Source organism: Cupriavidus sp. FW305-3-2-15-C-LB2, from assembly GCF_058787575.1.
The window spans coordinates 169280-182257 of the sequence record NZ_JBYSZW010000002.1; the positions used below are offsets into that span (position 1 = coordinate 169280).

Annotated in this window: 10 protein-coding genes and 1 pseudogene; 8 read left to right on the top strand and 3 right to left on the bottom strand. The window is 63.1% G+C overall.

The annotated features are described in order from the left end of the window. Positions 1-40: 40 nt before the first annotated feature. Entirely contained in the window at positions 41-979 is a 939-nt protein-coding gene (locus tag AC3WRR_RS02715; RefSeq protein WP_492296170.1) for an amino acid ABC transporter substrate-binding protein, read from the bottom strand. A gap of 247 nt (positions 980-1226) precedes the next feature. On the opposite strand from AC3WRR_RS02715, the pseudogene AC3WRR_RS02720 reads away from it, so the two are divergent. After that, a pseudogene (locus tag AC3WRR_RS02720) lies at positions 1227-1307 on the top strand (hypothetical protein); the annotation flags it as partial. A 69-nt stretch (positions 1308-1376) separates the two neighbouring features. On the opposite strand, the gene AC3WRR_RS02725 reads toward AC3WRR_RS02720, so the two are convergent. Next, a complete protein-coding gene (locus AC3WRR_RS02725) occupies positions 1377-1898 on the bottom strand; it encodes a hypothetical protein (protein WP_011617359.1) in 522 nt (173 codons plus the stop codon). 244 nt (positions 1899-2142) lie between these two features. Here AC3WRR_RS02725 and AC3WRR_RS02730 point away from each other — a divergent pair, with 244 nt between their 5' ends. The 4 genes from AC3WRR_RS02730 to fabI all read left to right on the top strand — a co-directional run bounded on the left by AC3WRR_RS02730 (position 2143) and on the right by fabI (position 7522). Next, entirely contained in the window at positions 2143-4464 is a 2322-nt protein-coding gene (locus AC3WRR_RS02730; protein WP_439669166.1) for a DUF3141 domain-containing protein, read from the top strand. Positions 4465-4529: 65 nt separating this feature from the next. Further along, positions 4530-5468 (top strand): phosphate acetyltransferase, encoded by a 939-nt coding sequence (locus AC3WRR_RS02735; protein ID WP_492296172.1) that lies wholly within the window; start codon positions 4530-4532, stop codon positions 5466-5468. 4 nt (positions 5469-5472) lie between these two features. Then, positions 5473-6663 carry an acetate/propionate family kinase gene (locus AC3WRR_RS02740; RefSeq protein ID WP_058698861.1) on the top strand — a complete coding sequence of 397 codons (1191 nt, stop codon included), beginning with the start codon at positions 5473-5475 and terminating at the stop codon, positions 6661-6663. Positions 6664-6739: 76 nt separating this feature from the next. Further along, positions 6740-7522 (top strand): enoyl-ACP reductase FabI, encoded by a 783-nt coding sequence (fabI, locus tag AC3WRR_RS02745; protein WP_011617355.1) that lies wholly within the window; start codon positions 6740-6742, stop codon positions 7520-7522. 240 nt (positions 7523-7762) lie between these two features. Here fabI and AC3WRR_RS02750 read toward each other — a convergent pair whose 3' ends face one another. Next, a complete protein-coding gene (locus AC3WRR_RS02750; protein ID WP_011617354.1) occupies positions 7763-8125 on the bottom strand; it encodes a CREC-EF hand family protein in 363 nt (120 codons plus the stop codon). A 287-nt stretch (positions 8126-8412) separates the two neighbouring features. Between AC3WRR_RS02750 and AC3WRR_RS02755 the strand changes: the two genes are divergently transcribed. The 3 genes from AC3WRR_RS02755 to AC3WRR_RS02765 all read left to right on the top strand — a co-directional run bounded on the left by AC3WRR_RS02755 (position 8413) and on the right by AC3WRR_RS02765 (position 12904). After that, a complete protein-coding gene (locus AC3WRR_RS02755) occupies positions 8413-8949 on the top strand; it encodes a GNAT family N-acetyltransferase (protein WP_492296174.1) in 537 nt (178 codons plus the stop codon). 311 nt (positions 8950-9260) lie between these two features. Beyond that, the gene (locus tag AC3WRR_RS02760) at positions 9261-9911 is read left to right on the top strand and encodes a response regulator (RefSeq protein ID WP_439671917.1); all 651 of its coding nucleotides are present in this window, start codon (positions 9261-9263) and stop codon (positions 9909-9911) included. Continuing rightward, positions 9911-12904, top strand: coding sequence for an ATP-binding protein (locus AC3WRR_RS02765; RefSeq protein WP_492296176.1), 2994 nt, complete (start codon positions 9911-9913; stop codon positions 12902-12904). Before AC3WRR_RS02760 ends, AC3WRR_RS02765 begins: the two co-directional genes overlap by 1 nt. Positions 12905-12978 lie beyond the last annotated feature (74 nt).

A 12978-nucleotide genomic window follows, 5' to 3' on the forward strand; every position in this document is an offset into this window, starting at 1 on the left:
GCGGCCCCAGCCCGATTGAGGTTCGCGACCGCTTGCCCGTTTACTCCGTGACCGCGTCCGACGGGTGCTTCCAGGCCGCGCGCACCTCGCCGGACGGCGCCAGCGCCAGGTTGATGCCGCGGCTGCCGATGGGCTGCTGGAACCAGCGCTTCTGCAGCGCCGTGACCTCCGGGCCGGCAAAGGTGTTGGCCAGCGCCTGGTCGACCAGGCGCTTCCATTCCGGATCGGCCTTGGACAGCATCAGCGCATTCTGCTCCACCGACAGCGCCGGGCCCACGATCACGTATTGCGACGGGTCCTTGGCGCGGGCGCGCAGGCCAGCCAGCAGCACATCGTCCATGACGAAGGCCTGGGCACGGCCGGATTCGAGCAGCAGGAACGATTCGCCATGGTCCTTGGCGTAGACGTCGTGGTAGCCGTACTGGGCCTTCATGCGGCGCACGTGGCGGTCGCCGGTCGATCCGGCGCTGGTGACCACGGTCTTGCCGCGCAGGTCGCCGAACGAGCGGATGCCGGAGTCGGCGCGCACCAGCATGCGCACGGTCGACACATAGTGCGAGACGCTGAACGCAACCTGCTTCTGGCGCTCAAGCGAATTGGTGTTGGGCGCGCAGTCCAGATCGACCAGCCCGTTGACCACGGCGGGAATGCGGTTCTGCGGCGTGAGCGGCATCCAGCGCACCTTCAGGTCTTTCAGGCCCAGTTGCTGGCGTGCTGCTTCGGCGGCGCGCACGCAAAGGTCGACCGCATAGCCGGCCGGTTGGCCCTTGTCATCGGCAAACGAGAATGGCAGCGCCGACTCGCGGTAACCGAGCACGATGGTGCCGGATTCGCGGATCTTGTCGAGCACAGGGCTCTGGGTGCTGGCCAGTGCCGGCGTCAGCGCGGCCGCGGACATGGCGGCGAGGGCGACGGCGGCCAGCGAGCGGCGGGCGCGGAGGAGTCGGGCGGACAGGGCGGGCAGGGTGAAGGCAGGCATGCGGGGGAAACCGGAAAGCGGCCGGCAAAGGCAAAGACAAGAGGGTATACCCTTGGTTAGGGCGGGCGAAGGACATTGTTGTCATAAGCAAATTCCCTGCCCCGAAAGCCTTGCCTGGGCCATCTGGCAATCGTCTATAACTCGGACTCGGCAGTACCGTGCGGCTGGTCGAGAAGGACGGAACACCGGGATCGATCGAAAAATACGAATCGATCGTACGGTACCCAGCGCCTGATCCGTCGACGAGGTTCTGCCGTCGGCGGATTTCGTTGTGCTTTGCTGTCCGCTGAACAGTTCCACGCGAAATCTGATGGATGCACGACGACTCGCGTTGCTTCGGATGGACTCCGGCTGGCCCTTATCGTGGTGTTCTTGTCCAATGCGGCCTGAGGCCGACTTACTTGCTGCCGTCTCGCGTGTCGCCGCCGATCGCATCGACGATGATCATGGTCCGGTCGAGCACGCCGCGTTCGTCAAAGTAGGCACTGAAATGCGCTGGCATGTAGGCGCCCGCATAGAGCCGGTAAGACCAGGCCTCGCGCTTCATCAGCGGGTAGTACTCGATGGGCTCGCGCGGACGGCCAAAGCGCTCGGCAATATCCTGCTTGGTCCAGACCCCCGGGCGTGCCTCGTAGATTTCTTTCTCGGTCAGCATCTGCCGAAAGCTCGTGAGCTTGCCGTTGGCGTCAAAGTCTGCCGCGTAGACTTCGAAGCCGAGCGGCTGTTTCGAATAAATCCACCGAGTGGTGCCATCAGCGAGCTGGTAGGTTTCCGTGGGAGCGCCGAACGTATCGCGCACGGCATGCTGCGGGCCGCCGAGCATGCCCTCTGCGGTTTCCAGGGGCCGGAGAGTGGCACAGGCGCCCAGCACAAGGGCCGCCACTGTGACAGTCACGCAGGCGGGCAGGCGATAACGCATGATCGTTCTCCAGCGGGTCCGCGGTGTGTGCGCCGCGCCAGTTCAGCATAGCGCACGCAGAGTCCAATAGGATATGGTCATTCATCCTGCCGTCCTGGAAAGAAATCCTTCTTATCTCATCGTCCGAAAAGATTCAGTTCTATTGCGACCAAGGTCGACGCTATAGTTCGAAGCAAGATGCACATCGGGGGCTGGGCTACCACGCTTGGCCAACCGTGTCACAAGATTCGCAGCGGAGAACGGCATGGATGCAGCAAAGCAACTGGTGCACGCGCGTGAAGTTGGCCTCAAGACCGGCATGGTGCTGCAAAAGCGCCTGAAGAATGCGCAGGAGGCCTTTAGTGGCCGCGTGCAGCAAGCCGTTGGGGAGCCGGGCGCCGGCCCGATCAACCCGATGGCCGGCATGGATCCGATGAGCAGCTATGCCTATGCCATCGACAGCATGCAGCGTGCCATCCTGTTCTGGGACACGCTCAGGCAACGGGGCAACAACTTTGTCGAAAACACCATGCAGGGGCTCAAGCCGGTCCTGCATTTTGGCTACGAGACCGTTCTGGATGCCCGCCAGTTCGAACGGCCCGTCAACTACGCGCTGTTGAAAATTATCCCGCCCGATGGCGTGACGATCGATGATAGCCGCCGCCCTTACGTCATCATCGATCCGCGTGCCGGCCATGGCCCGGGCATCGGCGGTTTCAAGGACGACTCGCAGGTCGGCGTGGCAATGCGTGCCGGCCATCCTGTGTATTTTGTCATCTTCTTCCGCGATCCCGAGCCGGGACAGACCCTGCTGGACGTGTGCGAGGCCGAGCAACAGTTCATCAAGAGAGTGCGTGAACTGCATCCACACAGCGCCAAGCCAGCCATCATCGGCAATTGCCAAGGCGGCTGGGCTGCGATGATGCTCGGCGCCTCGGACCCGGGCGACACCGGGCCGATCGTGATCAACGGCGCGCCGATGTCGTACTGGAGCGGTGCCTGGAGCGAGGGCGAAGGCGACAACCCGATGCGCTATTCCGGCGGGCTCCTGGGCGGCACGTGGTTGGCGTCGTATACGGCGGATCTCGGCAACGGCAAGTTTGACGGCGCCTGGTTGGTACAAAATTTCGAAAACCTGAATCCGTCCAACAGTCTCTGGGACAAGTACTACAACCTGTACAAGAAGGCCGATACCGAGCCGCCGCGCTTTCTTGAGTTCGAACGCTGGTGGGGTGGCTACTACCTGATGAACCGCGAGGAGATCGAATGGATCACGCGCAACCTGTTCGTCGGCAACAAGCTGTGGGGTGGTGAAGTCAAGAACGCCGGCGGCAAGGCGTTCGATCTGCGCGAGATCCGCTCGCCCATCGTTTTGTTTGCCTCGATGGGCGACAACATCACGCCGCCGCAGCAGGCATTCAACTGGGTGGTGGACATCTACGGCAGTACCGAGGAGATCAAGGCTCGCGGCCAGGTCATTGTCGGCATGATGCACCGGAGCGTCGGCCATCTCGGCATCTTCGTCTCCGGCAAGGTCGCGCAGAAGGAGCACGCACAGATCGTCTCGGTGCTCAAGAGCATCGAACTGCTGCCGCCTGGGCTCTACGGCATGGTCATCCATGAGCGCAAGGGTAGCGATGGCGTGGACTATGAGGTCCAGTTCGAGGAGCACTCGCTCGAGGAAATCGCCAGCAGGCTTAACCGCTTTGAGCGCGCCGACGAGAAGCCGTTCGAGACGGTCGCCAACCTGTCGGACTTCACGCAGCGCGCCTACGAGCTGTTTGCGCAGCCTTACGTCCAGGCGGTGTCCAATGAGATGACAGCACGGGTGCTGCGCGAATTCCATCCGCTACGCATGCAGAACTGGCTGTTCTCGGACCTGAATCCGTGGATGGCATGGTTGAAGCCCGCCGCCGACGCGGTCCGGGCCAGCCGGCAAACGTTGGAACCGGATCATCCGCTGCGGCAGCAAGAGCAGGTGGGCGCGGAAATGCTCAGCGCCGGTTTGGACGCATACCGGGCCGTGCGCGATGCGATGACCGAATACACCTTTTTCAACGTGTACGCCAACCTGTTCCCGTTCCAGCCAAGGAGCGAGCCTACCGCCCGCGCGGGTACCCCGGCGGCGACCGACCCGCATGACCTGCCGGAAGTCAAAGCGGCGCTGGCCGCGGCCGGGCAAGGCGGATACGCCGAGGCCATTGCCCGGCTGGCCTGCCTGCTGAGCCGCAGGGGTGAGCCCCTGCCGCTGTCCAGGCTGGAGCTGCGCAAGGAGCTGGTCACGGACTACGCCGATCTGCTGCCGGAACTTGAGCCGGACGCCTGGCGCGAGATCCGCGGCAGGCAGGAGCTGATCACGCGGTACGCGCCCGAACAGGCGCTTGCGACGCTGCCGGCCTTGCTCAGGTATCAGGCCGACCGCCAGCGGCTGCAGGCGCTGGCGGAGAAGCTGCGTGTCGATGAGCGCCTGCTTGGCGCCAGGCCCACTGTCGAGCAGGCGGCAATGCTGGAGCGGATCCGCACGGCGCTCGGCGCCACGCCGGAACGCGTCCGCGGCGCGGCCGCGCCGCTCACCCGCGCGTCCTAGCGCGCCGCGGCTGGCACACGCCTCGCAGCCGACCGACACCGACGACCCTGACGCAGGAGTAGCCCGTGGACGCCAAGCATGAGAAGTACCAGCGCCTGATTGATTACTGCAAGGCCATGCCGCCTACACCGACCGCGGTGGCGCATCCGTGCGACCAGTCTTCGCTGGAAGGCGCCGTAGAGGCCGCCCGGCTGGGCCTGATCGCGCCGATCCTGGTTGGGCCGCGTTCCCGCATCGAGGACGCCGCGCGCGCGGCCGGCATTGACATCCGCGAGTACCCGATTGTCGATGCCGAGCACAGCCATGCGGCGGCGGCTGCCGCAGTGCAACTGGTGCGCGAAAGCAAGGCAGAGGCTCTGATGAAGGGCAGTCTGCACACCGATGAGCTGATGGGAGCCGTGGTCGCGGGTAGCAGCGGCTTGCGCACCGGCCGGCGCATCAGCCACTGCTTCGTGATGGATGTGCCCGGCCACGAGGACGCTCTGATCATCACCGACGCCGCCGTCAATATTGCCCCGACGCTTGCCGAGAAGGCCGGCATCCTGCAGAACGCGATCGACCTGGCCCATGCCTTGCAGGTCAAGGAGGTCCGCGTGGCGATCCTGTCGGCGATGGAGACCGTCAACCCGATGGTTCCGTCCACACTGGATGCCGCCGCGCTGTGCAAGATGGTCGACCGCCACCAGATCACCGGCGCGATCGTCGACGGACCGCTTGCGCTGGACAACGCGATCAACCTGGACGCGGCGCGGATCAAGAAGATCGACTCACCGGTGGCCGGGCGCGCCAATGTCCTGCTGGTGCCTGACCTGGACGCCGGCAACATGCTCGCCAAGAGCCTGACCTTCCTGGCCGGCGCCGACGCCGCAGGCATCGTGCTGGGCGCGCGCGTGCCCATCATCCTGACCAGCCGTGCCGACTCGGTCATGACCCGGCTGGCGTCGTGCGCGGTGGCCGCGCTGGTGGCCAAGGCACGCCGCGAGTCCGGCCAGGTGGCGGGGTGATGCCATGGCCGAACTGATCCTGGTCCTGAATGCGGGTTCGTCGAGCATCAAGTACTGTGCTTACAATACCCATGACGATGCACTGAGGCTGGTGCTGCGCGGGAGCATCGAAGGTCTCTACGCGGCACCGGCATTCCACGCCACCGACGCCGCGGGCGCTGAGGTCGAGACCAGGCGGTGGGATGCCGGTACCACGCTCGGGCACGAGGGTGCCATTGCCTTCCTGGCGGACTTCCTGCGCGGCCATGGGGAAGGGCATACGCTGAGCGCGGTCGGGCACCGGGTGGTGCACGGCGGGGTACGCTTCACCCAGCCGGAAAGGGTGACCGACGCGCTACTGGCCGAGTTGGACTCGCTATGCCCGCTCGCACCCCTGCACCAGCCACACAACCTCAAACCGATCCGCATCCTTGCCGAGAGGCGCCCGGAACTGCCCCAAGTAGTCTGCTTCGACACCGCCTTCCACCGGGCGCAGCCGGAAGTGGCACAGGCATTCGCATTGCCCGCGGAGATCAGCGCGCGCGGCGTCAGGCGCTACGGCTTCCACGGACTGTCCTATGAGTACATCGCCAGTGTCCTCCCGAGCGTTGATGCGGGTGCGGCGGCGGGCCGCACGATCGTGGCCCACCTCGGCAACGGCAGCAGCATGTGTGCGCTGGTGGCGGGGCGCAGCGTGGCCAGCACGATGGGCTTCACTGCGGTGGATGGCCTGCCGATGGGAACTCGCTGCGGCAGCCTCGATCCGGGCGTCATCCTCTACCTGATCAGCGAACTCGGCATGGATGCCCGCGCCATCGAGGACCTGATCTATCGAAAATCCGGTCTGCTTGGCGTCTCCGGCCTGTCGAGCGACATGCGCGCGCTGCTCGCCAGCGACGATGTGCAGGCCCGTTTTGCCGTCGAACTGTACACGTACCGCGTCGCCCGGGAGCTTGGTTCGCTGGCCGCCGCCGCACAGGGGCTGGACGCGCTGGTCTTCACCGCTGGCATCGGCGAGCATGCCGCGCCGATCCGCGAGCGCGTATGCCGGCTGGCGGCATGGCTGGGGGTGAGTGTCGATCCCGCGGCGAACGCCAGCGACGGACCGCGCATCAGCTTAGCCTCGGGCAATGTCCCGGTCTGGGTCATCCCGACCAACGAGGAACTGATGATTGCCAGGCATACCCGGGAGGTCCTGGCGGCACCCGCTCGATGACCACCGCTACAGCCGACCAAGCCAGCGGCATGGTAGCGACCGCTCGCTGGCAACAATGAATCCAGGAGAGAGTGACATGACTGCAGCGCAACAACTGCCTATCCTCGCCAACGCCCGCGCACTCGTCTGCGGGATTGCGAACGAGCACTCCATTGCTTACGGGTGCGCCAAGGCCTTCCGCGAACTGGGTGCCGAGGTGGCGATTACCTATGCCAGCGAAAAGGCGCGCCAGTTTGTCGAGCCGGTGGCGCAGGAGCTTGACGCTTCCATCTTCCTCCCCCTGGATGTCACGAGCCAGAAGGAAATGGACGAGTTGTTTGCGCGGATCGGGGAGCAGTGGGGAAAGCTCGATATCCTGGTGCATTCGGTGGCCTGGGCGCCGAAAGACGATCTGCAGGGCGGCCTGCTCAATTGTTCGGCCGAAGGCTTCGCCAAGGCCATGGATGTGTCCTGCCACTCCTTCGTGCGCATGGCCCGGCTGGCAGCGCCCCTGATGGGCGATGGTGGCACGATGTTCACCATGAGCTATCACGGCGCCAACAAGGTGGTGCCGAACTACAACGTCATGGGCCCGGTGAAAGCCGCCCTGGAAGCCGTATCACGCTACCTGGCGTACGAGTTGGGCCCGCGCGGCATTCGCGTGCATGCGATCTCGCCCGGGCCGCTGCAGACCCGCGCTGCGTCCGGGCTTAAGAGCTTCGATTTGATGCTTGCTGACGCTGTGGAACGCGCTCCACTTGGCGAGCTGGTCGATATTATGGATGTGGGATACACCTGCGCCTTCCTGGCCACGCCTTACGCCCGGCGGTTGTCGGGCGAAACGCTGTATGTGGATGGCGGCGTCAATATCATGGCGTGAAACGCAGCGCTCGTTGACATCGTGGGAGGAAAAGGGCGTACGAGGAAACTAAAGTGGGTTGACGGCACAAGGCTCATCCAGCCGGTTCAAGAGGGGATGCATGATGCCTTGCCATGGCATCGAGGTTTGGGAGCCTCGGCTGGCAGCCTCGCTCTCAAGGCCCTCAAGGGGCAAGAGGTACGACTCTATTTCTCCCGCCCCATCATCCCATGAGCAGTACAAGGAATTGCTGCAGCTCCTTCAGTTCCAGATCGGATCTTCCTTCTGCATCTGATCCTTGGTCTTCTTCATCCAATAGGAGCCGATCTGGCGCTCGGTGACGTGACCCTGTTTTTTTACGTCGATCTTGTCGAAACTTTCGTAGACCTTTGGCATTCCCGCCTGAGCTTCGTCACGAGTCAGCTTGCCGTCATGATTGGAATCGGCAGCCTTGAATCGCTCGGCAATCAGAGCCTTGGCCTGGGCCGTAGTCGGGGGAGCTTTCGGCACCTCGGCTGGCGCCGCTCCCTGTTGGGATCCTTGTGCCGGCTGGGCGGCCGCGCCTATAGAAATCAGTCCCATCAGGACTGCGAAACCAACTGCTGGCAATTTGCGCACGGTCATGTCGCTCTCCTCAGTTCATTATGTGTGTTTGGACCTTTGGCACGGAAACGACTTCCATTCGAGCTTCTGTGAGTCTTGGCTCACCCAGCATTCTAGGCGCTCGTAGCGGAGACCGGGGGGCAAATTGATTCCGGTCGGACTGGCGCGACAATACGGCTCGATGGCGGCGATGTCGTGCGTAATCGTCTATGTTCGATATCGGGAAAACTGCGCCGGATCAGCTATTATCAAATGCTGCGGGGGAGTGATTCAACGAGCTCGCTTTCATTCCTTACGACACCGTTGCCATGCAAGCCAAGTCTGACGTGACAAACTTCGTCCCGTACAACGTGCCCCTGTGCGACGGACGGGAAGTGCTGGTGCGGGAGATTGCCGAAGACGACAAGGTCGGCCTGTTAGCGGCATTTAACAGACTTTCTGCCGATGCGCGTTACGCCAGATTCATGGCTGCCATGCAACAGCTGCCGGAAGCGATGCTCGAGCAAGCGACGCATCCGTCGGCTGAGCGCGAGTTTGCGCTGGTAGCGCTTGCCACGGAAAACAAGGTGTCGTCTATTGTGGGTGGCGCACGCTACGCCGCCGCGCCGGGTAGCGATACCTGCGAGTTTGCGGTGACTGTCGCCGATGACTGGCATCGACTCGGCCTGGCCAGCCGACTGCTGGGCACACTGATCGACATCGCTCGGAGCCGCGGCTATCGATGCATGGAAGGCTATGTTTTGTCGTCGAATACCGCCATGCGGCGACTGGCTAAACGTTTTGGATTTGCCGATTTAGCGTGTCCAGACGATGCCACGCTGCGCGTGGTGACGCTTGCGCTTTAAGGCAGCGAGAGTAGTGCCAGGTGCAAGCGTCTTGCTGCGATGTCTTCCGTTTGACGTGATCTATATGAACGCGTGCCCTTTGCGCTAGCTCCTCGCGTGCTCGGTTAGACAGGAATCGCGCCTGGAAGAGCTTTGGACTGGGACGCAAGTACGATTACTCCGCGTGGGACGATCAGCCAAATATATGTCCCATTTTGTCAAATGAAGGTGAGTGCCCCTTGGTAGAATCCGGTGCCCTATGCAGCCAGTTCCGCCGGTTGGGCACGTCGCCCCGATCCATACAAGCGTGCTGCCGGTCTGAGTTAACGCGCATGCTGCCACCTGTCATCTCCGTCGTCATCGCAGACGATCACCCGGTAATTCAACTCGCAGTCAAGGCCACCTTGAGCGAGATCCCGAATGTCCGGATTTCCGCAATATGTTCGTCAGGAAAAGAGCTCTTTGCGGCGCTACAAACGCAACAACCTGACCTTATCGTCACCGATTTCACGATGGAGCGTTCCCACGTCAATGATGACGGTCTTCGGCTGGTCCACCGGCTCAGGCAGTCGCGTCCACATACACCGATCGTGGTTTTCACGATGTTGACCAATGGCGGACTGCTCACGCGCATCAAGGAGATGGGCGTTGCGGCCATCGTCGGGAAGAACGAGGAGCCGGGCATCCTGAGGCAAATCTGTGTCGATGCAATAACAGGTACTGGCCAGCGCCTGTCACCGGGCATAGCGGCCAGGATGTCAAGTGCGGGGGCGTTGGTCAACGGCACGGCAAGCCCGCTGTCCCCGCGGGAGATCGAAGTTGTGCGGATGTTCGCGACTGGCAGCACTCTCACGGAAATCGCGGGATATCTCCATCGATCGCTCGCTACCATTGCGACGCAGAAGCGCTCGGCAATGCGCAAGCTGAATATCACCACTAATGCGGACCTTGTCACGTACGCACGCGACAACGGTCTTACCTGATGCAGGAAGAGCGCGAGCGCTCGCAGCAATCGCCACTACACGCCGACCACTCGGTTGAGCGGAATCTGCAGCGGGAGCGCCGTGTGTTCTCGATGGTGGTCCTGCTGCTGGGGCTGGTCGCCATCGCGATCGCTTCGGCAGCCATGCTTGCCCGCCTGAATGAATCCCTGCGCGCCCAGGAGCAGGTCGCGCGCCTGTACGAGCAGGGCGTCGTCGATGCGGTGCTCGAACGCCGCAGCACCCTGACGGCGACGAACCTGATCCTTGAGTTGCGCAGCAATGGCAAAGTCCCCGCGGCGCAGCGCGGGCATGCCGGCAGTCTATGCACACAGGTGTCTCCGTCTGCGCCTCCCGATCCGGTGTTGGAGCAGAGTTGCGACCAGGCTGTCCGGACGCTGACTGCCGCAAGCCAGAAGCCTTCGATCGAAATGATCTCGATTGCGAACGGGGCGACGTATCGGTATGAAGCGGCCGACGCATCGGGATTCGGCGTGGCTGCGACCCTTCCGCCGCTGTCGTCGTCAAGCATCACCACGATGATTCTTGAGCGGTTCCAGAGCCGCGACATGGATCTCTTGCAGGCAGCGCGGGAGAAGCGTGTCGTATGGCTGGGCATCCCGGCGAATGCGGCCGGAGGGAGTCCGGAGATGGTTGGCGCATCGCTGGTCGCGAAAGGCGACGCACTCTACGCCATCGTGTTGACGCGGATCCCGCTGCAAGACTTGTTTCGGCCAGCCTGGCCGACCTTGTCGATCCCGGAGCCAATTGTCGTCGATCGCCTGGGCACGCCACTGGTTGCTTCAGGTGCACGGGCCAACGCACGGCGCCTGGACGCCAGGCTGGAGGGACTTCCGGAGGGGCTGTTTCATTGGGTCCAGGACTATGGATGGGCCCTGCGGCGCCCGCCGCTCATTGCGGATTTCGGCCACCTGGTCTTCGCACTGCCGCTAGGGCAGCAGTTCCGGGAAATGCGGGAGGAACTGCTCGTTACCGGCCTGATTACGGCCGCGCTTCTCGCCTTGCTGTTTGCGATGTATCGATACTGGAACTATCGCTTCCTGACCGGCACATATGCCGAAGCGGCACGCGCACAGCAGCTGTTGCACGAAGCGAGACTTGCCAGCGAGGCTGCGGCCAAGGCCAAGGTGGCGTTCTTTGCTTCGATGAGCCACGAGATACGGACGCCGCTTTCCTCGCTGCTGGGAAACATGGAGCTCGTGGCCCTCGGTAGGCTGGAGCCGGAGCAGCGGGCGCGGGTAAGCTCCATGCAGGTGTCGGCCGAAGGGTTGCTGCAGATCGTCAATGACGTGCTCGATTTTTCGAAGCTCGACGTGGGAGCGATGCGTCTTGCGGAGGAGCCTGTCGTCGTCACGGAACTCCTGGGTCGCATTGCAATCTCGCACGCGCCGCTTGCGGCGCGGCGTGGGCTGAGCTTCTTCGCGGTATATGGCAAGGAGATTCCGGCGCGGCTCAATCTTGACCCGGTGCGCCTGACACAGATCATCAACAACCTGCTTGGCAACGCGTTCAAATTCACCGAGGCGGGGAAGATTGTCCTGCGCGCGCAATGGGTGGATGAAAACCTTGAGATCGTCATCACCGATACCGGCATTGGCATACCGGAGGCGTATAAGGAACGGCTGTTTCAGCCATTCTCCCAGATCGGCAACAATTGTCTCGCGCAGGCCGGCGGGACCGGGCTTGGACTGTCAATCTGCATGCGGCTGGTGGAGCGGATGAACGGACGTATCACGCTGGACAGCGTACTAGGCGTTGGCACGCGCGTCACGGTTCGCCTGCCGCTCAGCCCGCCGGGCGGGCATCAGACCCCGGCGCAATGGCGCCTGGCGCCGCGCCGCGCGCTGGTCCTGTCCCGTGAGCCAGAGTGCCTCGAAGGAATGCTGAACCATTTCGACTGGGGATCATCACAGCCATTTTTTCGTTCCAGCATCGACGAGCCCATTGACGGGGACAGGTTCGACTGCCTGCTCGTGACCGAGTCCTTGGATCCGGCCCAAGTCATGGCGTGGTGGCGGAACCCCGCCACTATCGTATGGCTCAAGCAACTGGGCCCGCTCGTCCCGACCATACGGCCGGATGGCAGCCGGGAGGTGTCTGCCTACAGCCTGGCCGGTATCCATGCCGCTGCACAGGCGGTCCTCAATAATGCTCCGGAGACCAGGCTTGTCGACGAAGATCGTGTCGTGGCTGCCATACACGATCAGTCCGCAGCGCCGTTCGCGGGCCTTTCCGTGTTGGTCGCGGAAGACAATCTGCTGAACAGGAAACTGCTGCGCGACCAGCTTCACCTGTTAGGTGCGAGCGTTATCGAAGCAGGCAACGGCAACGAGGCCCTGGCAGTGTTGTCGGAACAGGGCGTGCATGCAGTGCTGACGGATGTGGACATGCCCGTAATGAATGGATTCGACCTGCTTCGTGAAATCAGGCGGTGCTGGCCGGAGATACCTGTCTATGCCGTAAGCGCAAGCGCGAGACCGAAGGATGTTACCGAGGGGCTGGCAAGCGGATTTACCGGCTATCTCACGAAACCGGTGTCGCTGGCGACGCTGGCTTCGGTGCTCGATGCTGTTGCCGCCAAGGCCGACCCGCCACGTACGGATGATGGGGCGGCGCCAGTGCTGCTAACCGATGACGATCTGCCTGAGCTGCCGTCGGTCGCCGAAGAATACGCCGAAGCGTTCCTGGCGCAGACCATGGTGGACCTGAACGAATTCGAGGCGGTCCGGGCAGCGCGAGACATCCGCCACCTGGAACGGCTGCTGCATCGAATCGCGGGGACGCTCGGGGTCGTGGGGCGCTCAGGACTGTCCGAACTCTGCGCTGACCTGCACGGCCACGTGACTGAAGCCAAACGCTGGGACGATGAGATCGAACTGCAGTCCGCCTTCATCGTTCAAGGCCTGATGAGCGTATGCGAGCGCGGGCGTGGTGAGAACGAGGTCGCCTGCGGTTCCCGTCCGCTGGCCTTCTAACTTCTATGATTGTGAACACACCTACGCACGGTCAGCATGGGGGGGAAGGCTGGATGCCTGCTTAAGGCACCACT